This is a genomic window from uncultured Anaerofustis sp. (assembly GCF_938029165.1).
In the GTDB taxonomy this organism is placed as follows: Bacteria; Bacillota; Clostridia; order Eubacteriales; family Anaerofustaceae; genus Anaerofustis.
Genome location: NZ_CALHFB010000035.1, coordinates 12,203 through 38,475 on the forward strand (window position 1 = coordinate 12,203; position 26,273 = coordinate 38,475).

Consider the following 26,273-nt stretch of genomic DNA (forward strand, 5'->3'; position numbering starts at 1 on the left):
CATTATTTAATAAGAATAATTCTTAATTGTTTTCTAAATGATTTATGGCTTTATTTATATCGAGAGTTTTAAAACCGTCTTCAAAGATGAAAAATGGTATCCCGATTTTATTTTCTTTCTTTACATTTATAAATAAATCTTCATTATCCCTGTACTTTAAAAATTCTTTCATAGTAGTTGTCGAATCTGTTATTTCAATAAAGTCATAATGGATTTCTTTACTATTAAATAATTCAATCGTTTCTCTGCAGTTTATGCACTTGTGCATTCCATAAATAGTTAGTTTCATTTCTTTCCTCCGCTTTCGTTTAATTTATCTTTGTATATCTCAATCTTATTATCGAGATTACTTAGATATTCTTCCCACTTTTTCTTTTCATTCAATACGTGAGTTCTATGTTTTTTAAGAATATCCATTCTTTCTTTTATCGTGCAGTCTCCCATATATCTAAGTTTTGAATACGCTCTTATATTTTTCAGCGGCATTCCAGTACACTTTAATCTTTCTATGAACCTTATCCATTCTACATCGCTTTCGCTGAATATTCTTATATTATTTTCGTCTCTGTTTATTTTTATTAGGCCTTTATTCTCATAGTACCTTATGGTTGAAGTAGGGATATTTGTTTTCTTTGATATTTGCGATATTTTCATGATATGAACTTTCCTTGATATTTTACTTGACTTAAACCATGGTTTAAGTATTAGGCTTATTATAAAAGAAAAAGGAGGATAATTCAAATGTATGATTTAAGATTTCAAAAGGAAAAAGAAATGCTTGATAAAATAGACGGGAAAGGGGGAGAGAAAGTAATTAATTCCCTAAAGGATATGGCTCCGGATTTAGGCAGATATATAGTTGAATTTGCTTTCGGAGATATTTATATGAGAGACGGACTTGATTTAAAAGAAAGAGAACTTATAACCATTACTTCTCTTCTATCTATGGGAGGCTTGGAACCCCAGCTTAAAGTGCATATCAACGCCGCTTTAAATGTGGGGATTTCAAAAGAAAAAATAATTGAAGCATTTATTCAATGTATACCTTATGCAGGCTTTCCAAGAGTATTGAACGCTGTAAGTATAGCACGAGAGATATTTGAGAAAGTAAAGTAAAAAAATAGCTATTATTATGTTATTTACATAAAAAATTGAGTTAAGTAAATTTTATAAGCATTGGCAAAACCGATGCTTTTTATTATGGGTCTTGACACGGTTGGGCGCACAAAGCGTGCAAAATGGTAACCATCCGCTATGCGGGTGCGAAGTGTTTTATTTACCTTGAATTTATTCAGCTAACAGAGCGTAGGAAATATGGATTATTTGCTAAGGAAGTTTTATGTGTTTGCTTTAAAAATATCTTTATCTAATAATAAAGTCCTTCAAGATAATTTATAATATATGAATAGGTTATCTTATATTTTATTATTATTGTGTTCTAGAATATAGGACGGTTTTATTAACAATTTAGAAATGTTTATTATGTTTCTTCGATAAATAATAATTAAATTTGATTTTATTATTAAACTTAATTTAAGTATAAAAATCAGTTTTTTATTAGATATATATTAGTATGTATACTGTTTATTGTTCATTTTTCTTTCAAGGATTTTGACTTCAAATTCATATCTGTAGCAAATAATTAATCAATAAACTCTTTTTATAATTATTTTTTACTTTAATTTTATCAATGGTATTATTAGCAAAGAACACTTATATTTATTTCATCAAATAATCTTTTTTTAAGAGTTATTTTATTTTCTTTTAATTATCTTATATATTTGGTAATTGTTTTTATATCGCTTTAAGTCTTCAATAAATATTTCTTTTAAGAGGATTATATCAAAATGTTTAAATATTATAAATTGTAACTATGTTATAAGTAAAATCCCATTAATTGGATTGTGAAATATATTTATAAATATGCTATCCTAACAGTACGTAAAAAAAGCTGAAATAAATTTTAATAAATGATAAAATAAATCAGCCAAAATATTTAAGGAGCAAAGCATGCAGTGGAATGAAAAATTGCAGATCATAATTGATTACGTGGAAGAGCATCTTCAAAGAAAAGAAGAGAGGATTGACCGAGACGAGATAGAAAAAATAGCGGGTTGTTCTTATGGTTTCTTTCAAAAAGTATTTTCGTATATGAATGATATAAGCTTTTCGGAGTACGTCCGTTTAAGAAAACTTACCCTTGCAGGTTACGATCTTAAGAGCAGCGATATAAAAGTCGTGGATTTAAGTTATAAGTACGGATACGATTCTCCCACTTCATTTACAAAGGCATTTCAGCAGTTTCACGGAGTATCTCCCAGTGAGGCGAGAAAAAATGGTATCAAATTAAAGGTATATCCCAAAATGAGGATATCCGTTAAGCAAAAATATTTATGGAAGATCGAGCATTTAAAATCTTTTAGGCTTATCGGAAAAAGCATTAAGGTCGTTTGTGATGAGAATATAAATAAGAAAATCCCCGAGATTTGGAGCAATTCTCAAAAGGACGGGACATTCCATAAACTTGTTTTAGCGGATACTGCCCATAACAAGGGGATGTTCGGTGTTATTGGGGGATACGACAAGGAAAAAAATGAAATGGAATATTCGATGATGGTGATTTCTGATAAAGAACTTCCCGAGGGATTTAGAGAACTTATCGTACCGGAAGCTTCGTGGGCTGTATTTGACTTAAGGGGTGCTCCACCGAAGTCAATTCAGGAAGGCTGGAAATACTTGAATGAAGAATGGATTTTAGATTATCCTTTTAAACATGCCGACTGTCCTGAATTTGAATGGTACAGCGACGGGAATGTTTTCGATGAAGATTATCTAAGTAAGATATGGATACCGATAATAGAGGAGGAATAAAAAATGGTACATTTGGTTTACTGCGACAACGCAGGCAAAAAAGGAGAAAAGGTTTTAGACAAGATTTTAAACGAAAGTAAGACGATGGTAGTAAGAGGTGCTGCTGGAAGAAAAATACCTCACAGCAGAGTATTTGAAGGGGAGACTCTTTATTTCATGCAAAAAGGTACAAAGGATATTTGTGCAAAGGCTACAGTCAAAGAAGTAAAGAATTACCAAAAGCTTAATGACGAAGAGATCACAAGAGTTCTTGAAGAAAATCAGCCGAAGTTAAAATTATCGGATAAGCAGAAAATAAGATGGCACAAGAAATTTCTTTGCCTTGTAGAATTTGAAAACTTGGAAGAAATAGAACCTTTGGAGTTTGATCATCAGGGAAATATGGATGATTGGCTCATTATAGAAAAAATCGAAGATGTAGTTGTCGGGACAAGCATACCTTACAATTATGAAAAAAGCAGATTTAAGAAGTAGGTTTGGTATAAACAATAAAAAGCACCTAAAGGTGCTTTTTTAGGCGCATTAAGTAACTTAAAAATTTTATAGAAATATAATTTAAGTCTTATTATAAAGCTGTTTATTATGAATATCAATGTTTTAGATTTATTACCATATGTCCTATCAATCGGTACTGCGTATTTAGGATACAGACAATCGATTAAAAACTTTGAAAATCAAATTGAGGCTTTAAAAGTTAAATATGGACAAGTATTAAAGCTAGTTAAAAATCACTATATTCAAAAAATATAAGCATTAAAAAAATTAGAGTTAAAAATAAAAGAAGATGAACAAAATCTTGCCGGTGATATTTTAAAAGATGTTATAATAAATCATGGTAAATTAGATAATTTAACAGATGCAATAAAAGGGATAAGTAAACCGGAAAAATAGTTTCAAAATAAATTTAATAAAGATTTTACCGTTGATAATATCTATATTAGTAAAAGTCTAAAAAGAAAGTGTTGGTAGTTTTATTTTTTATAACTAAAACAAAAAAGCCATTCTAAAAGGATGATATCCTTTGAAACAGCTAAGTTTTTAAAATGGTGCCGATGGCCGGATTCGAACCGGCATGGATTTCTCCGCATGATTTTGAGTCATGTGCGTCTGCCAATTTCGCCACATCGGCTTAAAGTACTAAATGATTATATCATTAACTTTCATTATTTTCAAGGGTGACTTTCTCATTTTTTGAACTTATTATATTAAATATCACTGCGATTAGTACAAGCCCTCCTCCGATTAGGGAAACGAAGCTTGGTATCTCGCCGATAACAAGAGCTACCCAAATAGGATTTAAAATAGCTTCGAGCATTGAAATAAGTGAAGCATCAACGCTTGGAGTAGTTTCGATACCCTTAGAGAAGAATGCATAAGATATGCCCATTTGAAATATACCAAGTATTATTATCCCAAATACTCCCGCCATATCAAGGACTGGTTCATTGCCTTGAAGCAGTACAGGAACGGAAATCAAGAATATCAAAGCGTTTCCTATTATGCTTGCATCCAGCGCGCTCGAATCGTCGTATGAGTTAAATATAAACATTCCGGAATACCCAAGCCCTGCAAGTATCGCAAGTATATTACCAAGCATTGCTCCGGAACCTACTTTATCTATAAAGAATAAAATTACGCCTATGAATGCTATGACAACTGTTATAAGCTGTTTCTTGGTCGGAAATTTTTTAAAGAAGAATATACTTAGTATTATTACGAAGATAGGGGCTGTGTACTGGAGTATTATTGCGTTTGCCGCTGTTGTAAGCTTAGTTGCGTATACAAACAATATCCCCATGGACACATATGAAAGACTTGCAAAAATCACATGTTTATTGAATTTAAAATCAAAGGCACCTTTTATAAGTACCAGCGTTATTGTAGATAAAAATGCTCTAACCCCGCTTATTGCCATAGGCTGCCAAGGGATATATTTTATCAGTACGCCGTTGAGGCTCCATAAAAATGCCGCTATTACTATGTATATCGCTCCGTTTTTTCTGCTTTTTTCCATATAAATCTCCTAAAATAACAATACTTTTTTATTATAACAAAATTGTTTAGAAAAATATAATTATTTTTTCATTTTCTTTTTATAGTTTTTTTGTTAATATATAATGTGGAAACATGTGAAAAAAAGGTGGAATATGGATGAAGTATAAAAATATCAATCCCATAGTTTTAATTCCCGCATATATGCCGGATGAAAAACTCATCAAGGTTATAAAGGAATTAATAAAAAATGATGAAAAAATACTAATAGTCAACGACGGAAGCGGAAGTGGCTTTGATGATATATTTGATGAAGCGAGAAAACTCGGATGTGAGGTTTTGGAACATGATATAAATAAAGGCAAAGGAAGAGCTTTAAAGACAGGGTTTAGATACTGTATAGAACATAACTACAGTGCCGTAACCGCAGACGCAGACGGTCAGCATCTTCCAAAAGATATAATGAACATCGAAAGGGTACTTGATGAAAATCCCGATAAAATGATATTAGGAGTTAGAAACTTTGATGAAACGACTCCGATGAGAAGTATGCTCGGGAATACAATAACCAGAAAAGTTTTTAAAGTAATAAACGACGGAGATGAAATAGTAGATACACAGACCGGACTTAGAGGCTTTTCTCTTGATATGATAAAAGAGATCATAGATATAGAAGGGGAGAGATATGAATTTGAAATGAATATGCTTCTTGAACTTAAGGAAAGAAATATAGAAGTGATACAAGAACCTATAGCCGTAGTTTACATAGATGACAATGAATCTTCTCATTATGATACCTTAAGAGATTCACTCAGAGTATATAAGAGGATAATCAAATATATTATTTCTTCGACATCTTCAGCACTTGTAGATTATTTAAGCTTTTGCGTATTTACTTTTTTCGGACTGCCCTTACTCGTTGCAACTTATACCGCAAGGCTTATCTCATCACTGTTTAATTACACTTTAAACAGAAAATACGTATTTAAAAATGATAGTCATATAGGCAAAACCATGTTTAAATATTATATACTAGTTGTCATAGTCGCATTTTTAAGTTACTTTTTCACAAATGTGGTACATAATTATATAGGTATAAACGTCTATATTGCAAAAGCTGTAGTCGATATGTGTTTATACGTAGTAACATACAACGGACAGAAATACTTTGTTTTTAAATAATTATTTGGCATTATAAATTAGAATTTAAATATTTAGCGGGCTTATATTGCTCGCTTATATTTTATAACAGTATTATAAAGAATAGTCGAAAGGAATAGAATAACATGAAACTAAAAAACCCTATGCTGGTTGTTGAAGATATGGAGAGATCCAAGAAGTTTTATAAAGAAGTTTTGGGACTTAGAGTACTTTTGGATTTCGGAGCAAATATCACTCTGACGGGAGGATTATGTCTGCAGACAAAAGACAGTTATGAAGAATTTATAGAAGTCTCAAAGGATGATATTAAATTTGGGGGCAATGATTTTGAGATTTATTTTGAAGAAAATAAAGCGGGAGAATTTGATAAGTTCATAGAAAAATTAAATAGCATGAATGATATTAAATACGTTCATAAAGTTAAAGAACATTCGTGGGGACAAAGAGTCGTTCGTATATACGACCCTGATAATCATATAATCGAAATAGGGGAAGATATGAAGAACGTTTGTAAAAGATTTGCCGACAGCGGTATGAATAACGAAGAAATAGCCGTAAGAATGGATGTTCCAGTTAAATTTGTAAATAGTTTACTTAAATAAAAGATTATTTATTTTATAATAACTTTTGATGTTTAAATTAAAATATAAAATATGTAAGGGTATAAATTTTAATATATAAATGAGTTTTATTTATATATTAATAAAAATATTGGGAATTAACAAATTTAATATGATTTTTTATAATCGGTTATAAATTAACATATGATATTTGAAATCATATAAATAAAAAACAGCACCTATTTACAGTGCTGTTTTATTTTTTACTGCATATCCTCTTGCATTGCTTTCATCGATGCGACAGATCCTCCGTCGTAAAGTATATCTACCCCGCATAAATAACTGCATTCGTCGCTTACCATAAATGCCATCATTTTTGCGATTTCTTCCGGTTCACCGAGACGTCCCATTGCACCTCTGAGAGCAAAAGAAGCCGCTTCTTCGCCTTCGATCTCTCCCATAGGCGTATTAAATGTTCCAGGAGATATGGAGACTATACGAATACCTTTCTTTCCAACTTTCACAGCCATTCTTGATGTATACCATGTAACGAAGTTTTTGGAAATAGTATACGCCATACCCGCCTGCTGTTCCTTCGGTACCGCTTGTATCATTCTGTTTGCCGCCGCACTAAAAGTATCTATATCTGTTAAGCTTAATTTATAAATATCTTTTGGTACGTTGCTATCGGGAAGCATATATGCCGACATGGATGACACATTTAAAATACAGCTTCCTTCTTTCATGACTTCTGCAAATTCTTCATTGATATTGATCGTTCCCACTGCATTTATAGTAAATATCTTTTCACCGTCAGCCATATGAGGAGAAACCCCCGCCGCATGTATTACCGTCTTTACATTTCCTTGTTTTACTGCGTATTCTGTCAGCTTCTTTACCGATTCTCTGTCAGACGCATCGCAAGGAAATGCTTCTGCATCTATCCCGAGACTTTTTAATTCTTTGATTGCATTATCCAGTTTTGATACTGTCCTTCCTACCAAAATGATTTTTTGGTCTTTACCGAGGATTTTAGCTGTCTCTAAACCCATTCCGCTTCCGCCGCCTGTTACTACACATACATTGTCCATTTTTTATGCACCTCCTGTTTCAATCATGCATTTTATATCTTAAATTATATCACACTATCATGTAAACGTTGATAATTAAATGTTTTTTTAACTTTAAATGATTTATTTTATTATAATTATTCTCATTGATTTGCTATTTTTATTTAGAAATGCAGTTTGTTTAATTTATAAATTTTTTATAAGTCTGATTAAAATTAATTTTAAAAAATGATTTGTATAGAACATATAAAATCGAATGAGATTGTCAAGTATATAACGTCAATGGATAACTACGTTTACATATCTTCCAATTATTATTATATGTATTGATTAAATGACTTTATTATATTTAAAATATCATTAAAAAACAGTTAGATAATCGTTAAAACGAATACCTTTCAATATTTATATGATATTATTTATATATAAAGGAGGGAATTAAATATGAAAGGGAAATTAAGCGGTCGTGATAAAATCATCATAGTATCAATGATATTTTTTGTAGCTTTATTTTGTATTATAAATTATTCGTTTGGAGGTTTCGTATTTAAAGTTTTGAAGGAGAAACCACAAGGGGAAGAGATAGCCGTAGAAGAGGTGACTCAAGATAATCTGTTTGAGTATGCTCCGTTTTTTACCGATTACGAAGGAAAAGAAGAATATTACAAAAATATAGTTACAATAAAAAATAAAAATAAAGATTATACATTCAATAAAATGAATGAACTTCCCAGCCTTGACGGGGCTACGGCAATGTATCCCGCTTATTCTGCTTTTGTGAGACATACATATAAACCTCTTGAAGACTATACAAAAAAGATAGCTGACGCAAGAAAAGCTTATGATGATTTCAGTTATAAAATGGAAGAAAAATATACGGATGTGTCCGATGATAGTTATTATACATTTACCGATATTCTAAGCGATGAAGAGCGGGCAAAGTATTTAAAATTGGAAGAAAATTATTACCGTCTTATCGGCGGCAATGAAGAAAAAATTTATAAGCTAAATATGAAGTTTGAAAATTTAGAGAGACAAATCATAAAAAAATATGGAAATGAATATGAAGATAACGAAAAATATAAGAAATCTAAAGATAAAGAGAGACTTGATGAAATTTCATATGAGTCAAACCAATTAATTGAAGAAAATGAAGGTGAAGAATTTGTTAATAGTGATAAATATCCGCTATCGATTATTAAATGTTCAAAAACTCCAATGGCTTACGAGAATTTAATAAATGGTAAAGCCGATATAATATTTTGTGCGGCACCGAGCGTAGAACATTTGGAAAAAGTTAAAAAGCTGGGAGATGAATTTGTGCTGACAAAAATCGGAAGCGATGCTTTTGTATTTATCAATAATAAAAATAGTTCCATAAATAATTTAAGCAGTGAACAAATCGTAGATATATATTCAGGCAAGGTGAATAATTGGAAGGATGTAGGCGGAAAAGATGAGGAAATAAAAGCTTATCAAAGACCTGAGAATTCGGGAAGTCAGACAACGATGCAAAAGACTGTTATGAAAAATAAAAAAATGAGAAAAGCCGAAGAATCAGTAACTTCCGATACGATGTCGGGAATAATAAGAGATGTCAGTGAATATAGGAATTCCAATAAGGCAATAGGATATTCGTTTTTGTATTATATAAATAAAATGCATGCAGACAGTAAAATAAAATGTATCAGTATTGATGGCATAAAACCTACAAAAGAAAATATCAAAAATGGGAAATATCCTTATATAACCGATTTTTATGCAGTGACACTTAAGTCGAATAAAGATAAAAATGTTAAGAAGATGATTGAATTTATTAAAAGTGACGAAGGAAAAGAATTACTTGAAAAAAGCGGATATATAACAAATTAATTAAAAGCCTGTCCCAAAATCAGAGGGATAGGCTTTTAATATTAATCATTAAATATACAATAATTAATATTTTATATATTATAAAATAAAATTTTATGTAAGATATTTACACCTTTACAAAAATATATTTTATGTGGTAATATCTAGTTATAACCAGTTATATCGGAAAGGCAAATGTTATGCATGATATTGACAGAAACAACTCAAAACCTCTTTATCTTCAGCTTGAAGAGCTCATAAGAGAGAGTATAGAAAAAGGGATTTACAAAAGAGACGAAAAGATACCCTCAGAATCGGAGCTTATGAATAAATATGATTTAAGCAGGATTACCGTTAGGAATGCCTGCAATCATCTTGTCAAAGAGGGGATACTTTACAGGGTAGCGGGAAAAGGGACCTTTGTATCATCTCCCAAGATAATGACTTCTTCTCTTGCGTATATGGGATTTAGAGAACAGCTTGAAAGAATGGGGTATGAGACTACGACAAAGCTTATGGAGAAAAGTATAATAAGATCCACTCCGATAATCAGTTCTAATTTGAATATAGAGGAAAACAGCGATGTTATGTTTATTAAAAGACTGAGACTTGTAGATAATGAACCTATAAGTCTGCATCATACTTATCTAAGCTACGATAAATTCAAGGAAATATATAATTCAGACAGGCTGGAAAGCGAGCAGTTATGCGTGCTTATCGAGGATAAATATGGTATAACTCCAAAAAAAGTCCTTGAAACACTGGAATCTATGACTACAACGGAAGAAGTTTCTCAAATATTTGAAACCGAGAAGGGCTATCCTCTCCTTATCCTTGAAGATGTAATGTACGAAGAAGAAGGAAATCCTTATGAATATTCAAAAGTGATTTTCAGGGGAGATAAAGTCAAACTCAAATATGAATTTAATAATTAAAAGCCCATATATTAAATCAAATTTAATTAAATAAAGTTTTATAAAAAAGACAATACTTTAGGGGTATCGTCTTTTTATTTATTGATTACTATCTTTTTATCATTTTAAATCCACCTTGGACATTATCTATAAGTACCAATTTATATGTTTCATTGTATTTTACATTTAGTTTTATTATATTATCACATTGTACTTCTTTCTTGTTTCTTAAAATCACATAATATTTTATGGAAAATTTTGATAGGTCAGTGTTTTTGGGAAAGTCCTCGGGATAAAATTCATTTATAAAAACTTCGTTTTTATCCAGTCTGCTGTTATCTGCATTTTCTACATTACCGCCGCCGACAGCTTTTTCGTCAATAAAATATTCATAATGAAGCCCATAAACCTCTTTAGCGCTTTTATTCTTGATAGAAATATTGAATGTATCTTTTGTATTTTTAGCGTTTGTACATGCGATTAGTGACGATAAACTTAAAAGTAATAGTGTTATGCATATAAGTTTTTTCATTATATACCTCTTATATAATATGGTTTATTATTATATCTTACTTTGTATATATATAATAGGAATTAACCCTAGATTAATTTTACATTAATTATTTTATAAACAAAGTAACGTAAAGTTTAAAATATTTAAAAGCAAATAAAAATCAGATGATAAAGTAATATTTTTATTATATTTTAAGATATTCTATTGACAAAATCAGTATATATAAATATACTGGTATTAAGTGGTTATAACTGGATATATCCAGTTATAATATTTAAAGGAGGCGTAAAAAATGGCTTATGTTTCAATGAAGAAAATGTTAAATGATGCCAGAGACGGTCACTATGCCGTAGGGGCATTTAATATTGTAAATTATCTTACCGCAAAGGCTGTGGTAGATGCAGCTTCAGATTTAAAAGTCCCGGTGATACTTCAAACTTCCGTAAAGACCGTGAAACAGTTTGGGATTGAAGAGTTCATGTCATTCTTAAGACCTATATGTGAGAATGCAGACGTAGATGTGGCAGTTCATTTGGATCATTGTACTGATAAAGAGTACGCAAAAAGATGTATGGACGCAGGGTGGAGCTCCATTATGTTTGACGGTTCAAAAACTCTTCTTGAACAAAACATAAAAGATACTTTGGAAGTTAAGGATTACATCAAAGGAAGAGATATTTCTCTCGAAGGAGAAGTCGGAAGCATAGTGGGTGTGGAAGATGATATCGTGGTACATAAAAATGACGCAGCTTATGCAAGCAGGGAAGACTGCGAAAAATACTTAAAAGAAACCGGTGTCGACTGTCTTGCGCCGGCAATCGGAACTGCTCACGGAGTATATAAAGGAGAGATTAAGCTCAACTATGATTTATTTAAGGAAATAGATGATATTTCTCCCGTACCTCTTGTTCTCCATGGCGGTACCGGGCTTAGTGACGAGATGTTCAGAAAGCTTATCGATTTAAGGGCAAGCAAGATAAATATTTCAACCGCCATAAAAATTGCCTACTGTCAGGGAATGTATGCTTATTCTTCCGCTAACAGAGATGAAAATAATCCTCTTAAACTCGATGATTACGTATATAAAAGGATATATGCCCTTGCATTTAAGCATATAAATTTCTTTACCTTAGGAAAGGGGAGCATAGAGGATGACTGATTATAATTTTAAACCAAATTATTTATGTGATATGCACTGTCATACAACTCGTTCGGATGGACTTTGTACTCCAAAAGAACTCATAGACCTTGCAGCGGGTGCGGGAATGAAAGTACTTACCATTTCCGATCATGATATGGTTCCTCCTAACACCGTTGAAGTTGACGGGAAAGAAGTTGACAGTGTAGAATATGCAGCTTCAAAAGGAGTTAAGCTCCTTAAAGCATGCGAATTTTCCTGTGATACGTTTGTAGATGATGTACATATGGTAGCTTACGGATGTGACTTTGAAAACGAGAAAATCAAAGCAGTCATGGAAGATATCGCTGACAGTAAGATTGAAAGTTATAAAGAATTTTTACATAGGCTCAATTCTCTCGGATACGATATAACTCTTGAAGAAGTACTTAATTACGGCGGTAAGAAGAGAAACGAAAAGGAAATGCAGAAAAAACTCATTTTTAATTTGATGGCTGATAAAGGATATACAAGGACTTGGTCTGACGCAAAAAAAATGTCAAAGAAAGATAAAAGACTGGATGTCAGAAGAAGAAAACCAAATCCTATAGATATAATAAAAATAGTACATGAAGCGGGAGGGATAATCGTACTTGCTCATCCTTATTTGATAGCAGATGAAGTTGAACTTAATGGTTTGAAGGTTTTAAGAAGCGAATATATAGATAATCTTATAGAAAACGGACTTGACGGTATCGAGGCAAGTTACACCTACGATAAAACCAGCTATAACGGTAAGATGAAAAAAGAAGATATAATAGAAGAAGTAAAAGAAGAATATTCAAACAAAGTCAAAATTATTTCAGGGGGATCCGATTTCCACGGAGACCACAAGAAAGACCCTGTAAATCCCAGGTTTATAGGAGAATGCGGGATAGACTACGATTACTTTATAAATAACGAACTGTTAAAAAAACTTATTTAAAGGAGATATAAAATGTCGGTAGATTTTACAAGAATGACTAAAAAAGATGTAGGTAAACTTTTTGATTTTGCCAGTCTTTCTAAGGACTTGACTGAAGAACAAGTAAGAAAAGGATGTAGGGAAGCTATTAAGTATAATTGTAAGGCTTTCTGTTATTCTTCTTCATACTGGACACCTGTGGTAAAAGAAGAACTTGAAGGGACTGATTTACTTATAGGTGCGGGGATAGGGTTCCCTCTCGGACAGCAAACGAGTGCCGTAAAAGCTTTTGAAGCGGAAGAAGCGGTCAAAATGGGAGCCACTGTTTTAGATAACTGTATGAACGTAGGAAACATGAAAGAAAAGAAATACGACGCTATAAAATCCGAGTTCAAGGATTATGTAAATGCGGCGGGCGGAGTCATTACAAAGATGATAATAGAATGCTGTATGCTTACGGATGAAGAAATAAAGATTGCCTGTGAACTTTGTGTTGAAGCGGGTATAAACTATGTAAAATCGTCTACCGGACATTATGCAGGTCCTACATTGGAACAGACTGTTTTGATGAGAGACTGTTTAAAGGGAACGGGGACTAAACTAAAAGTATCCGGTGTAAAGGCTCCAAAACCTCAAAATGCTTATGTTTATTTAATGGCGGGAGCAGAGCTTATAGGGACTCAGGACGCACCTATGATAATCGATTCTCTTGATTTGATGAGAGAAGTTGGGATAGTTCCAAAGTATCAAGGTTAATAAAATAATAAGGGATATATTAAATTCCTCCAATAAAACTTATCTCTAACGAAGGAACGCGGGAAACTGCGTTCTTTTAATTTGCCGTAGTATATTGGTAAGATAAAACTTTTCACAATACATAACTTATATTTTATAATCATTTGCTAAAATAAAATTAAAGTATAATAATAAACTTTATCCTAAAGAGTTTTTTTATTAAAATTTTGATGTTTTACAACTTATCTTATTTGTTCATTAAACATTAAATAATTAAAAAATCATTAACATTTTATATCTGAAATTTTTATATTATTTTTTATGATATAATATTTAAAAATTATCAAAAGAGGAATTTGATATGATACAAAGTAATAAAAGAATATTTAAATTTAGTATTTTATTTTTAACTTTATTTATTTTTATTTCCGCTTTTTACGGATGTCAGAAAAAAGAGAGTGCCGAAGAACTGTATGCTTTGGGTGAAAAATATTTTAAAGAACAGGATTTTTATAACACTATAGAAACATTGAATAAAGTTGAAGAAAATGAACTTGAGAAGGATAAAGAAGCAAACAGAAATTATATGACAGGATATTCATACTGGCAGCTTAAGAGATTTGATACCGCTCTCATACCTCTTAAAAAAGCTGATGAGCTGAAACCCAACAACGAAGATTATATGATAGCTTTGGCGAGAGTATATGATATAAACGATGATTTTGAGAAATCAGAGGAGTATTACCTAAAAGTCATCGAAATAAATGAGAAAAACGAAACCGCATATATGAGCCTTGGAAATATATATTTAAAGAAAGATCCTCCCGAGATTAAAAAATCCATTGAATATTCAAAGAAAGCAATAGATATATATCCGGACTGTGCAAATGCTTACGGTAACTTGGCTATTGCGTATGATATGATGAACGATAAGGAAAAGACCAAGCAATATTTGAAAAAAGCAAAGAGTCTCGGATATAATAATTTACCTGCAATAAAAGATATAAAAAACAAATAAAGGTATATTATTATAAAAGTTTGATTAGTTTGTAAAATAATGTAAAATTTATGTAAAATCAAAATAAACAATAAGTAAAATATGAGAAAAGTAAATGTAATATATGTTATATTTATCTCGGTTCTTATATTTTATTTAGGAAAAATAAGAAACGGAGCAGAAAAATGTTTAATATTGTTTTATTTAATCCTGAAATTCCGCAGAATACCGGAAATATTGTAAGAACCTGTGCAGTAACAGATACAAAACTTCATCTTATAAAACCCCTCGGTTTTAGTATAAAAGATAAATACTTAAAAAGAGCCGGTTTAGATTACTGGGATGAGGCAACAATAAGTGTATATGAAAATTTTGAAGATTTCCTAATGAAAAATGATGTGAAAAATCTTTATTTGCTCACAACAAAGGGAGATAAGAACTACACTGATTTTAAATTTGAAGAAAATGATTATTTTATGTTCGGAGCCGAAACGAAAGGGCTTCCGGATTATATTCACCAAAAATATCCGAGTACAAGGCTTAGGATTCCTATGATACCGAAAGAAAATGCAAGGTGTTTAAATCTGTCGAACAGCGTGGCAGTTCTATTATATGAAGCACTTAGACAGCATAATTTCGAATCTATGAAATAAACTATATTAAGCCTGACCTTTTTTTGGTGTAAAGGGGAGGAAAGAATATGGATATTATGATGTTGATTCAGCTCTTCGGAGGCCTGGGGTTATTCCTTTACGGAATGGATCTTATGGGTGAAGGGCTAAAGAAAGCTGCAGGGAATAAATTAAAGGACATACTTAACAAGGTTACCAGTAACCCCATAAAGGCACTTGCTTTGGGTACGGTTGTGACAATGATAATTCAAAGTTCTTCTGCCACGACGGTGCTTGTAGTAGGTCTTGTAAATGCAAATCTTATGACTCTTGCGCAGGCGGCAGGGGTGATTTTAGGGGCGGATATCGGTACTACGATAACGGGACAGATAATTGCTCTTAATCTATCGGACTACGCGCCTTTATTTATAGGTATCGGTTCAGCCATACTTATGTTTGCAAATAAGGATAAACTAAAACATGTTGCAGAATGTATTCTGGGTTTTGGTATATTGTTTTTCGGCATAAGCGTTATGTCTACTGTTTTAAAACCTCTTGCAGACAATCCATTCTTTACCAATATGCTTGTAAGTTTGGGACATTACCCGATCCTCGGTCTTCTTGCAGGCGTCTTTGTAACGGCAGTTATTCAGTCTTCTTCAGCTTCTATCGGTTTGCTTCAGGCTCTTGCAATCGGCGGTGCTTTTGCGGGAGTTGAAGGGTATGAAGCCCTTGGTGTAGTCGTACCTATAGTTTTAGGTATGAATATCGGTACATGTGCAACGGCTATGATAGCTATGATAGGTGTTGAAAGAGAGGCTAAACAGGCGGCGGTATTTCATCTTATCACCAAGACAGTCGGAGTAATATGGATGATGTCTTTATTATTCCTGACCGGAGCGTTTGCAAAAGACGGACATAGTTTTATTTTTAATTTTATATTATCTATATCGGGAAGTGATCCGACTCAGCAGATCGCTAACTTCCATACTATGTTCAACGTGATCAATGCGTCATTGTTATTATTCTTAAGCAAACCTATCATCAAGTTTATAGAGAAAGTTCTGCCTGTGAAAAAAAAAGACGAGGAAGGCGATTTTACACTCAAATTGAATGATATTTTGTTGGAAAATCCCGCATTTGCTGTTTCGGAAGCGTTAAACGAAGTCGAAACGATGTCGGAAATCGCCTATAAAGCGGTAAATCTCGCTTCGAATGCATGTATAAACAATGAATTTGAAAATATCGAAGAGGTCGAGCTTTTAGAAAATTTGATCAATAAGTACGAAACGGGGATTGCAGAGTTCGTTATAAAGATTTCCGCTTTGGACGCAAGCATTCAAAGTGCGGATTTTACCGTTCATCTTCATCAGGTAATTCACGATATCGAAAGGATAGGTGATTACTGTATGAGTATGGTGAGAATTGCACAGAATAAAAAAGACGACGGCGTGGTCTTCAGTGAAAATGCAACAAATGAATTAAGCGGGATGTATGAAATGGTGAGGAAAAATTTAAGACTTGCTATCGATGCATTTAAAGAAAAAGATTTAACAAAGGCCGTTAAAACGGACCTTATGGAAGAAGAAATAGATAAAAAAGAAGATGAACTTAGAAAAGCACACATAGACAGACTCAACAGAAAGTCTTGCACTCCTGAAGCCGGTGTTGTATACTTTGATATAGTAGCCGATCTTGAAAGAATCGGAGATTACAGTGCACATATTGGAGGTTTTGTAAAGGAATACGTGGAATTATTATCACGCAGACAATTTGACATGCTTCCATAAGGAGGTAAAAATGAATTATGATGTAATTATTATCGGTGCGGGTCCCGCAGGTTTGAGCGCAGGACTTTACGCATCAAGGTCTACACTAAATACTTTGATTATCGAAAAGGCTGTGGTAGGAGGACAGATAACTACTACTACTGAAATCGAAAACTATCCCGGAGCCAGTGAAGTTACGGGACCGGAGCTTGTAGAAAAAATGAAAGAACAATGTTTGAGTTTCGGAGCAAAAATAGTAAGTGACGAAGTGATTAGTGTTGAAAAAAAAGACGACGGGATGTTTTACGTTAAAGGAAGCAGGGAAGAATATATAGGAAAAACTTGTATTATCGCTTCAGGCTCTACTCCTAAAGAACTCGGTATAAAAGGAGAAAGAGAATTCAGAGGTATGGGAGTTTCTTACTGTGCAACCTGTGATGCAGGTTTCTTCACTGGATTTGAAGTATGTGTGGTAGGAGGCGGAGATACCGCTTTGAAAGAAGCCATATACCTAACGAAGTTTGCAAAAAAAGTAACTATCATTCATAGAAGAGACCAGTTCAGAGGCGGAAAGAGCTGGGAAAAGAAAGCCAGGGCAAATGATAAAGTACATTTCTTATTAAGCCATGAACCTGTGGAGATACTAGGTGAAAACGGCATGGTAACGGGGATAAAAGTAAAAAACAAGAAGACAGGTGAAATATACGATTATAATACAGACGGTGTTTTCATGTTCGTAGGTCATAATCCTAACAGTACTCTTGTTAAAAACTTGGTCGAAGTGGATGAAAAGGGATATATCGTGACCGATAATTCTCTTCAGACGTCCGTAAAAGGACTTTTTGTTGCCGGTGATGTAAGACAGAAGAATTTAAGACAAGTCGTTACAGCGGCTTCTGACGGCGCTATATGCGCAACAGGTGCCGAAGAATATATAGACGAACTAAAATAAATAAGAATTATATGAATATTAAAAGCGTTAAATTATATTTAGCGCTTTTTTCTTTACAAAAAACTTGAAAAAAATATGAAAAAAGCATAAAATAAATATATTATACAGTATAGAAGTATAAAAGTTTATGAGGTTTGATATGAAGAAAATATTTAGTATATTAATAGCTTTCTTTTTTGTCCTGACAGTCGTCGGCTGCGGAAATAAGAAAGACAGTACCGATCCCAACAGTAAAAAATTTAAGATAGCATATATTTCGGATACATACGGAGAAGAAGATGTTAAAAATAAAGAAATCATCAATGGTAAATGAATCATTTAAAAATTACGATTTCTCTTTTGATATAAAAGTTCCTAAATCTTCGGACAATTACGAAACCGTTGCTAACGGATTATTATCATCCACAAAATATGATTTGGTCCTTGCAAATTCTCCTGCGGTATGTTCATCCCTTCTCGCAGTCCATGGTGATTACCCGACAAGTAATCTTGGATTTATAGGGTACGGAGATGAAACAAATAACTCAATGAGCATTACTTTCAAAAATGAAGAAGGAGCGTTCCTTTCGGGGTATTTGGCCGCGAAGACTACAAAGACCAATGTTGTCGGATATATCGGTGCATATGAAAATAAAAACCAAGACTATGAATATGGCTTTATGAGCGGTGTAAAGGCTGCAAATGAAAAAGTAAAAGTTGAAAAGGCATTTACAAACTCTTATATCGACGCACAGGCGGGAAGTAAGATAGCGGAAGGACTTATTTCAAAAAAAGCCGATGTTTTCTTTACGGTTTGCGGTGCGGGAGCTATAGGAGTCGATAATGTTATAAGAGAAAAGGGTCTTAAAGTAATTGATTCTGACCTATATAATAAATCCGACAACGAAATAAAGCTCGGTGAGATTTATAAGGATTATAAAAACGCTTCTATGACTATATGTGATTCGGTTATATTCGAATCATTTGATACAAAGGTAAACAACTTAGGTGTCGGTGATTCCGTTGTCAATATAAAATTAAATCAAAACTTCTTTAAAGAAGGAGACAGTATCACATTAGGTTTGGAAGAGTGTAAAAAAGATATTGCGACAGGTGCTTTAAAGGTACCAAAAGACAATAAGTCGTTTGAGACTTTCAAATATAAAACAAAATAATAAGGAGACGACCAAAATGGATATAAAATATGAATTAGTAGAGAAAAGAAAACAAAAACCGGATGAAAACAATTTAGGATTTGGTAATTATTTTACCGACCATATGTTTATAATGGATTATACCGAAGGAAAAGGATGGCATGACGCAAGGATAGTTCCTTACGGACCTTTATCCATCGACCCTGCAACTATGGTCCTTCACTATGCACAGGAAACTTTTGAAGGGCTTAAAGCTTACAGAAACGATAAAGGAGAAATCCTTTTATTCAGACCTGAAATGAATGCAAAACGTATGATAAACTCAAATAAGCGTATATGTATGCCGGGAGTACCGGAAGATATGTTCGTTAAAGCAGTTGAAGAGCTTGTTAAATGCGAAAAAGACTGGGTACCTACAAAAGAAGAAACTTCATTATACATCAGACCTTTTGTATTTGCTTCAGAAAGCAGTGTAGGTGTTCACCCCGCAAAATCTTATAAATTTATAATCATCTTATCTCCTGTAGGGGCTTATTATCCCGAAGGAGTAAACCCTGTTAAGATTTGGGTTGAAGATGAATATGTAAGAGCGGTAAAAGGCGGTACCGGATTTACTAAATGCGGGGGAAACTATGCGGCAAGTATCGCGGCACAGGTAAAAGCCGAAGAAAACGGTTATACTCAAGTTCTTTGGTTAGACGGCGTACATAGAAAATACGTTGAAGAAGTAGGGACAATGAATGCAATGTTCGTTATCGACGGGAAAGTTGTTACAGCAGCCCTTGACGGTTCTGTACTTCCGGGAGTTACCAGAGATTCTATAATCCATATATTAAAAGACTGGGGAATCGAAGTAGAAGAAAGAGATTTAAGTATCGACGAACTTATGGATGCCGCAAGAAGCGGTAAATTGACGGAAGCATTCGGTACGGGTACCGCAGCGGTAATATCTCCTATAGGAGAGCTATGCTATAAAGGCGAAGCTGTAGAAATAAATGATTTTAAAACAGGAGAACTTACTCAAAAATTATATGATACTTTAACGGGTATACAGTGGGGCAAAATTGAAGATAAGTTCGGATGGACAAGAAAAATAGATTTATAAAAGAAAAGGAATAAATAAAATGAGTGAATTACTTGCTCCAGCCGGAGATTTAGAAAAGTTAAAATATGCGTTTACTTACGGTGCGGACGCTTGTTACCTAGGTGGTAAAAAGTTTTCCATGAGAGCGAATGCGGGAAACTTTACTATAGATGAAATACGTGAAGGAGCTGATTTTGCTCACAGTAAGAACGGAAAAGTTTATGTTACTATCAATATTTCAGGGAGAAATAATGATTTTAACGAACTTGCTAAGTATGTAAAAGATTTAAATAATGCCGGAGTTGACGGGATAATTGCCGCCGACCCCGGTATTATCATGACCGTAAGAGATACTCTTCCGGATATGAAAATATCTCTTTCAACTCAGTCCAGCACAACGAATTATAAAAGCGTGGAATTTTGGAAGCGTAACGGAGTAAACAGGATAGTTCTTGCCAGAGAACTTTCTTTTGAGGACATCAAAGGCATATGTGAAAATAAGCCTGAGGGAATGGAAATAGAAACTTTCGTTCACGGAGCTATGTGTATCTCTTACTCCGGAAGATGTTTACTAAGTAATTATCTTACAGGAAGAGATGCAAACAGGGGAGACTGTGCACAGCCATGCAGATGGAAATACTCTCTTATGGAAAGCACGAGAGAGGGAGAATACTTCCCTATAGAAGAGCATAAAGAAGGCAGTTTTATTTTTAATTCAAAAGATTTATGTCTTATAAATCACATCCATGAGCTTATTGAAGCGGGAGTAGACAGTTTCAAGATAGAAGGAAGGATGAAGAGCATATTCTACGTTTCGACCGTTGTAAATGCATATAGGAACGCTATAAACGCTTACGAAAGAGATAGGGAAAATTATAAGATAGATGAAAGCTTATTTAAAGAGCTTACCAAGGTAAGCCATAGGCAGTATACCGAAGGATTTTACTTCGGGAATGCCGACTCTTCTACTCAAAACTACGGGACAAGCTCTTACACCAGAAATTACGATTTTGTAGCTCAAGTAATCGGATTCAATAAAGAAAAAGGTATGTATGAAATAGAGCAGAGAAATAAATTTTTCGTTTCCGACGAATTGGAACTTGTCAGACCGAGAGAAAAAAGTATTACCTTTAAAATTAAAAAAATGTTTAACGAAAAAGGAGAGGAAGTCGACAGTACTCCGCACCCTAAAGAAAGGTTATTTATTCAAACCGACGGCACCGAACTCAGCGAGTTTGAGCTAATAAGAAAAAGAGTATAACTTTGTAAAAATTGTATACAAATTATATGATTTGTGTTAAAATAATCGTGGTAAACATATTAATTTAATTATTGAAGGAGAATTTAAATAGATGAAAACTAGAGTACCTGTAGGGCTTTCAAATAAACATGTGCATCTTAGCAGAAAAGATATCGATGCATTATTTGGTGAAGGCTACGAATTAAAGATCAAAAAACCTATTTCACAACCTGGACAATTTGCTGCGGAAGAATTTGTCGATGTAGTAGGACCAAAAGGTACAATAAAAATGAGGGTTTTAGGTCCGGCAAGACCACATGCTCAAATCGAAATTTTGGCAAGTGATACTTTTAAGCTTGGTGTACCTAAAGTTATCAGAGATTCCTGGGATTTGGACGGAACACCGGGCTGTATCTTAAGAGGACCAAAAGGTGAGGTGGAAATCGATAAAGGTGTAATCGTAGCGAGCAGACATATTCATATGACTATTTCTCAGGCAAAAGAATACGGAGTTAAAGACGGCGATATCGTTAAAGTAAGAGTTCCGGGAGAAAGAGGACTTATATTTGAAAATGTACTTATCAGATCCAACGAAAGATGCGGACTTGAAATGCATATAGACTTGGAAGAAGGAAATGCCGCAGGATGTAAAAACGGCGATATGCTTGAAATAATCAAAGACTAATTAAATACTTACTTAAAAAGACCGCATATGCGGTCTTTTGTTTTATATAGATATAAATAAAATAAAAGCACTCATCAGCTAATGAATGCTTTTTATTTATTATGAGGTTGGGGTAGCGGTCGTTTCAAAAATCCCGGGTAGGGATTTTTAGAAAATCCGACCGCGTAAAGAGCCTTCACGGCAATTGAGTGAAAGATTTTTATCCAATATTTTTATCTTTGGAAAAATATTGGCGAGTAGTAGGGCAGCGCCCTACAAAGGGTTAAAGGGGCAGAGCCCCTGATGTACTATTTAATAATAATATTATTCTTCCCAATAAGTTCCGCAAGCTCGTCTATAAGCCCGATTTCCAGCTTGACCCACATGCTTTTGTCTGCAACATAAGATTTTTTTGAAACAGGGGAGAAAAGTACGACTTTTTTATCTCCCTTGTACTTTACAAAAAGCTGTCTTATATCACTCATAGTTCTTTCGTTTATTTTATTGAGTACCAATGTAAGAGAATTACCTATTATTTTCTTTGAATTAGCTTTCTTGATTTCGGGAGATACCGCTTTTTCCTTTGCCTTTTTTATCCTTGGCTGGATCACATCTTTTTTTCTTATTGCAGGCGGTCTGCTCCTTTTATCTTCCATATCCCATATCTTATCTGCGATTATAGACACGCTTTTTTCTTCGTCTTCTTCTTTAACGCTTATTTGCCCTTTTATTATAAGCTTATTATCTTCTTTTAAGATATCCTTATATTCGTCAAATGTTCTTGGGAATACGACTATTTCCATATCAGAAGTCAAATCTTCAACCGTCATGAAAGCCATTTGTTTATTGTCTTTTTTCGTATATATAACTTTTACATATGTTACAAGTCCGCCTATCGTAATAAGCTCTCTTTTATTTTTATTGAATTTATTATATTTATTATTAACGGGAACCTGAGGTTCGGCTTCTTCCTCTTCTTCGGAATTCTTGTTTCCATACCTGTCATATACTTCATATAGCTGCATACTGGTATACTTATCAAGGTCTTCTTCATGTTCGGCAAGGGGATGTCCGCTAATGTACATTCCCATTACCTCTTTTTCGAATTTAAGCTTTTCTTTTGCTTCAAATTCTGCCATTGTAGGTATAGTCATTTCAATTTGTTCGTTTTCTTCCTGAGAAAGCATTTCAAGGAGAGTGGTCTGACCTGCGATATTTTGTTTTCTCTGTCTTAAAGTATCGTTTAAGAAGTCTTCATATACACAGTAAAGCTCTCTTCTGTTATTTCCGAGACTGTCAAAGGCTCCCGATAATATGAGGCTTTCCACTCCTTTTTTATTTAGAGAATGAAATTCAATTTTATTTACAAAATCAGGGAATGAAGTAAAGTCTCCTTTTTCTTCTCTTGCCTGTATGATCTCTTCGATAGCTGATTCACCAAGTCCTTTCAAGGCAAGCAGACCAAATCTAACGCTTCCGTCATCAACCGTAAAACGAGAGTAACTCTTATTTACATCGGGAGGTAGGAGTTTGATATCTTTTTCCTTTAAGTGGTTCATATATAACATCCTGTCATCGGAACCGATATAAACAGTTATAAGGGCAGCCATGAATTCAGCAGGGTAATAAGTCTTTAAATATGCAGTCTGATAGGAGATGACTCCGTATGCCGCCGCATGAGATTTATTGAAACCATATGACGCGAATTTTTCCATCAAGTCATATATTTCATTACCCGTTTTTTCATCTATCCCTATAGCTACACAGCCATGAACCTTTTCTTTGTCTTCACCTTTGTTAAAGGCTTCTTCATTACCGTGAAGGAATATTTCTCTTTCTTTGGCGATAACTTCATGCTTTTTCTTACCCATGGCTCTTCTGATAAGGTCACTACGCCCCATTGAATAGCCCGCCAAATCCCTAACTATCTGCATAACTTGTTCCTGGTAAATGATGATACCATATGTTACGTTAAGGATGGGTTCCAATGAAGGGTGAAGATAACTGATATTAGCAGGGTTATGTTTGTTATCTATATATGTAGGTATCATGTCCATAGGACCCGGACGGTAAAGCGAAATACCCGCTATGATATCTTCAAATGTATTTGGTTTAAGTCTTTGCATGAAGCTTTGCATTCCGGGACTTGCAAGCTGGAATACACCTATCGTATCGCCTCTGCTTATTGTATCGAATACGTTCTGGTCCGTAAGACTTATATTATCTATATCCACATCAATGCCTTTGGATAGTTTTATATTATCCAAAGTATGCTTGATTACGGTTAAGTTTTTTAGTCCCAAGAAGTCCATTTTTAATAGTCCCAGCTCTTCTACCGTGGTCATGTTGAATTGTGCGGCTATACTGTCTTTGTTTAAATACAAAGGTACATAATCACTAACGGCTCTGTCGGAAATAATGACCCCCGCCGCGTGAGTGGATGAATGCCTTGGCATACCTTCCACCGCTTTAGCCGTATCAAGAAGTTTCTTTATCGTAGGGTCTTCATCGTACATCTGATGAAGTTCGGGGTTCATTGCAATGGCTTTTTCTATGGTTATCTTCGCTTCATCAGGGATGAGTTTAGCGATTTTATTGGATTGGTCAAAGCTTATCCCCATACTTCTGGCTATATCTTTAACAGCCGCTTTAGGTTTAAGTGTTCCGAAGGTAACTATCTGACTAACGTTGTCAAATCCGTATTTTTCTATAACGTATTCTATCGCTTCATGCCTTTTTTCGTAGCAGAAGTCAATATCTATATCGGGCATTGATACCCTTTCATTATTTAAAAACCTTTCAAAAATAAGTGCGTATTTGATCGGGTCTATTTGAGTTATATCAAGGGTATAACTTACTATACTTCCCGCGGCACTTCCTCTTCCGGGACCTACGGGGATATCATGAGTTCTTGAATAATTGATGAAATCCCAAACGATAAGGAAATAATCGTTAAAGCCCATATCGTTGATTACGCCAAGTTCGTATTCAAGTCTTTCAGTTAATTCTTTTGTTACATTATCGTACTTCTTATGTAAGCCATCCATACAAAGCTTTTTAAGGTACTGCTGAGATGTCATTCCTTCGGGAAGAGGGAATACCGGCAAATGGTAATGCCCGAATTCGATTTCTACATTACATCTCTCGGCAATTTTATGAGTGTTTTCAATAGCTTCCGGACAGTATTTAAAAAGCTCACTCATTTCTTCCGGAGTTTTTATATAAAACTCATCATTAGGAAAACGCATCCTGTTTTCGTCGCTTAAGTTACTTGCGGTCTGTACGCAAAGAAGGACATCATGAGCTTCGGAATCGGATTTTCTTAAATAGTGGGAGTCGTTCGTGGCAATAAGCCCTACTCCGTACTCCTCAGCCATTTTTATTAATTCTTCGTTTGCTGTTTTTTCTTCTTCAAGACCATGGTCTTGGATTTCAAGGAAAAAATTATCTTTTCCATATATATCAATAAATCTCTCAAGATATTTCTTTGCTTCTTCTATTTCTCCGCTGTTTATCTTTCTCGGTATAATACCCCCGATACAAGCACTTGTAGCGATAAGTCCTTCGGAGTATTTTTCAAGCAAGTCAAAATCGGCTCTCGGTTTATAGTAAAACCCTTCTGTATATGCTATAGATACGACTTTCATAAGGTTTTTATATCCGATTTCATTTTCCGCAAGTAGGATAAAGTGAAAGCTCTGCTTGTCATTCATCGGATCTCTGCCTTTTCTGTCACCCATAGTCATATATATTTCACATCCAAGGACAGGTTTTATCCCTTCCTTTCTGCACGCTCTGTAAAATTCTATAACACCAAACATATTTCCATGATCGGTTATGGCAATACTATCCATGCCCATATTTTTTACGAGCTTAGGCAGTTCTTTTATCTTACAAAATCCGTCCAATAATGAGTATTCTGTATGTACATGTAAATGTGTAAATGGTATAGACATTTTTTATCTCCCTATCTTAAAACTAAATTTTATTATATAATATTTGGTCAAAAAAGGGAATAATATATTGATAAAATTATTTATTATAAATACAATATATGGTATAATTCTTTTAATT

25 protein-coding genes and 1 tRNA gene are annotated in these 26,273 nt (G+C 33.8%); 19 read left to right on the forward strand and 7 right to left on the reverse strand.

The window, feature by feature from the left end; genetic code table 11:
• Positions 1-22: 22 nt before the first annotated feature.
• Together Q0516_RS04345 and Q0516_RS04350 are read right to left on the reverse strand one after the other, a co-directional pair.
• Entirely contained in the window at positions 23-289 is a 267-nt protein-coding gene (locus Q0516_RS04345; RefSeq protein WP_294467444.1) for a hypothetical protein, read from the reverse strand.
• Entirely contained in the window at positions 286-654 is a 369-nt protein-coding gene (locus tag Q0516_RS04350) for a MerR family transcriptional regulator (protein ID WP_294467446.1), read from the reverse strand. The genes Q0516_RS04345 and Q0516_RS04350 overlap by 4 nt, the downstream gene beginning before the upstream one ends.
• A gap of 87 nt (positions 655-741) precedes the next feature.
• Between Q0516_RS04350 and Q0516_RS04355 the strand changes: the two genes are divergently transcribed.
• The 3 genes from Q0516_RS04355 to Q0516_RS04365 all read left to right on the forward strand — a co-directional run bounded on the left by Q0516_RS04355 (position 742) and on the right by Q0516_RS04365 (position 3,345).
• Complete coding sequence (locus Q0516_RS04355) at positions 742-1,116, forward strand: carboxymuconolactone decarboxylase family protein (RefSeq protein ID WP_294467449.1); 375 nt, start codon at positions 742-744, stop codon at positions 1,114-1,116.
• Positions 1,117-2,010: 894 nt separating this feature from the next.
• Complete coding sequence (locus Q0516_RS04360) at positions 2,011-2,871, forward strand: AraC family transcriptional regulator (RefSeq protein ID WP_294467451.1); 861 nt, start codon at positions 2,011-2,013, stop codon at positions 2,869-2,871.
• Between the two features lie 3 nt (positions 2,872-2,874).
• Positions 2,875-3,345 (forward strand): hypothetical protein, encoded by a 471-nt coding sequence (locus Q0516_RS04365; RefSeq protein WP_294467453.1) that lies wholly within the window; start codon positions 2,875-2,877, stop codon positions 3,343-3,345.
• A gap of 570 nt (positions 3,346-3,915) precedes the next feature.
• Here the strand turns inward: Q0516_RS04365 and Q0516_RS04370 are convergent.
• Together Q0516_RS04370 and Q0516_RS04375 are read right to left on the reverse strand one after the other, a co-directional pair.
• Positions 3,916-4,000 (reverse strand) — tRNA-Leu (locus Q0516_RS04370).
• 24 nt (positions 4,001-4,024) lie between these two features.
• Positions 4,025-4,885: a DMT family transporter gene (locus Q0516_RS04375; protein ID WP_294467456.1), complete on the reverse strand. Its 861-nt coding sequence runs from the start codon at positions 4,883-4,885 to the stop codon at positions 4,025-4,027.
• A 137-nt stretch (positions 4,886-5,022) separates the two neighbouring features.
• Here Q0516_RS04375 and Q0516_RS04380 point away from each other — a divergent pair, with 137 nt between their 5' ends.
• Positions 5,023-6,045 carry a bifunctional glycosyltransferase family 2/GtrA family protein gene (locus Q0516_RS04380; protein WP_294467459.1) on the forward strand — a complete coding sequence of 341 codons (1,023 nt, stop codon included), beginning with the start codon at positions 5,023-5,025 and terminating at the stop codon, positions 6,043-6,045.
• Between the two features lie 104 nt (positions 6,046-6,149).
• Positions 6,150-6,626, forward strand: coding sequence for a VOC family protein (locus Q0516_RS04385; protein ID WP_294467464.1), 477 nt, complete (start codon positions 6,150-6,152; stop codon positions 6,624-6,626).
• A gap of 221 nt (positions 6,627-6,847) precedes the next feature.
• On the opposite strand, the gene Q0516_RS04390 is transcribed toward Q0516_RS04385, so the two are convergent.
• Complete coding sequence (locus Q0516_RS04390; protein WP_294467467.1) at positions 6,848-7,675, reverse strand: SDR family oxidoreductase; 828 nt, start codon at positions 7,673-7,675, stop codon at positions 6,848-6,850.
• Positions 7,676-8,098: 423 nt separating this feature from the next.
• Between Q0516_RS04390 and Q0516_RS04395 the strand changes: the two genes are divergently transcribed.
• Together Q0516_RS04395 and Q0516_RS04400 are read left to right on the forward strand one after the other, a co-directional pair.
• Complete coding sequence (locus Q0516_RS04395) at positions 8,099-9,526, forward strand: substrate-binding domain-containing protein (RefSeq protein WP_294467470.1); 1,428 nt, start codon at positions 8,099-8,101, stop codon at positions 9,524-9,526.
• Positions 9,527-9,705: 179 nt separating this feature from the next.
• Complete coding sequence (locus Q0516_RS04400; protein WP_257480324.1) at positions 9,706-10,440, forward strand: GntR family transcriptional regulator; 735 nt, start codon at positions 9,706-9,708, stop codon at positions 10,438-10,440.
• Between the two features lie 88 nt (positions 10,441-10,528).
• Here Q0516_RS04400 and Q0516_RS04405 read toward each other — a convergent pair whose 3' ends face one another.
• A complete protein-coding gene (locus Q0516_RS04405; protein ID WP_294467475.1) occupies positions 10,529-10,951 on the reverse strand; it encodes a hypothetical protein in 423 nt (140 codons plus the stop codon).
• A 274-nt stretch (positions 10,952-11,225) separates the two neighbouring features.
• Here Q0516_RS04405 and Q0516_RS04410 point away from each other — a divergent pair, with 274 nt between their 5' ends.
• The 12 genes from Q0516_RS04410 to Q0516_RS04465 all read left to right on the forward strand — a co-directional run bounded on the left by Q0516_RS04410 (position 11,226) and on the right by Q0516_RS04465 (position 22,220).
• Complete coding sequence (locus Q0516_RS04410) at positions 11,226-12,092, forward strand: class II fructose-bisphosphate aldolase (RefSeq protein WP_294467479.1); 867 nt, start codon at positions 11,226-11,228, stop codon at positions 12,090-12,092.
• The gene (locus Q0516_RS04415; protein ID WP_294467483.1) at positions 12,085-13,035 is read left to right on the forward strand and encodes a PHP domain-containing protein; all 951 of its coding nucleotides are present in this window, start codon (positions 12,085-12,087) and stop codon (positions 13,033-13,035) included. Before Q0516_RS04410 ends, Q0516_RS04415 begins: the two co-directional genes overlap by 8 nt.
• 12 nt (positions 13,036-13,047) lie before the next feature.
• On the forward strand, positions 13,048-13,770 hold the full coding sequence (gene deoC / locus Q0516_RS04420; RefSeq protein ID WP_294467485.1) for a deoxyribose-phosphate aldolase: 723 nt from the start codon (positions 13,048-13,050) through the stop codon (positions 13,768-13,770).
• A gap of 340 nt (positions 13,771-14,110) precedes the next feature.
• Positions 14,111-14,767 (forward strand): hypothetical protein, encoded by a 657-nt coding sequence (locus tag Q0516_RS04425; RefSeq protein WP_294467488.1) that lies wholly within the window; start codon positions 14,111-14,113, stop codon positions 14,765-14,767.
• Between the two features lie 164 nt (positions 14,768-14,931).
• Positions 14,932-15,399: a tRNA (uridine(34)/cytosine(34)/5-carboxymethylaminomethyluridine(34)-2'-O)-methyltransferase TrmL gene (gene trmL, locus Q0516_RS04430; RefSeq protein ID WP_294467492.1), complete on the forward strand. Its 468-nt coding sequence runs from the start codon at positions 14,932-14,934 to the stop codon at positions 15,397-15,399.
• Positions 15,400-15,446: 47 nt separating this feature from the next.
• Positions 15,447-17,147: a Na/Pi cotransporter family protein gene (locus tag Q0516_RS04435; protein ID WP_257480317.1), complete on the forward strand. Its 1,701-nt coding sequence runs from the start codon at positions 15,447-15,449 to the stop codon at positions 17,145-17,147.
• 10 nt (positions 17,148-17,157) lie between these two features.
• A complete protein-coding gene (trxB, locus tag Q0516_RS04440; protein ID WP_294467497.1) occupies positions 17,158-18,078 on the forward strand; it encodes a thioredoxin-disulfide reductase in 921 nt (306 codons plus the stop codon).
• A gap of 139 nt (positions 18,079-18,217) precedes the next feature.
• Positions 18,218-18,391, forward strand: a complete 174-nt coding sequence (locus Q0516_RS04445) for a hypothetical protein (protein ID WP_294467500.1) — start codon at positions 18,218-18,220, stop codon at positions 18,389-18,391.
• Positions 18,357-19,232: a BMP family protein gene (locus tag Q0516_RS04450; RefSeq protein ID WP_294467504.1), complete on the forward strand. Its 876-nt coding sequence runs from the start codon at positions 18,357-18,359 to the stop codon at positions 19,230-19,232. Before Q0516_RS04445 ends, Q0516_RS04450 begins: the two co-directional genes overlap by 35 nt.
• Positions 19,233-19,248: 16 nt before the next feature.
• Entirely contained in the window at positions 19,249-20,316 is a 1,068-nt protein-coding gene (locus Q0516_RS04455; protein ID WP_257480314.1) for a branched-chain amino acid aminotransferase, read from the forward strand.
• 19 nt (positions 20,317-20,335) lie between these two features.
• Positions 20,336-21,556, forward strand: a complete 1,221-nt coding sequence (locus Q0516_RS04460) for a U32 family peptidase (protein ID WP_294467507.1) — start codon at positions 20,336-20,338, stop codon at positions 21,554-21,556.
• Between the two features lie 91 nt (positions 21,557-21,647).
• Positions 21,648-22,220, forward strand: coding sequence for a phosphate propanoyltransferase (locus Q0516_RS04465; RefSeq protein WP_007049222.1), 573 nt, complete (start codon positions 21,648-21,650; stop codon positions 22,218-22,220).
• A 287-nt stretch (positions 22,221-22,507) separates the two neighbouring features.
• Here the strand turns inward: Q0516_RS04465 and Q0516_RS04470 are convergent, their stop codons facing one another.
• Entirely contained in the window at positions 22,508-26,155 is a 3,648-nt protein-coding gene (locus Q0516_RS04470) for a DNA polymerase III subunit alpha (RefSeq protein ID WP_294467516.1), read from the reverse strand.
• Between the last annotated feature and the right edge of the window lie 118 nt (positions 26,156-26,273).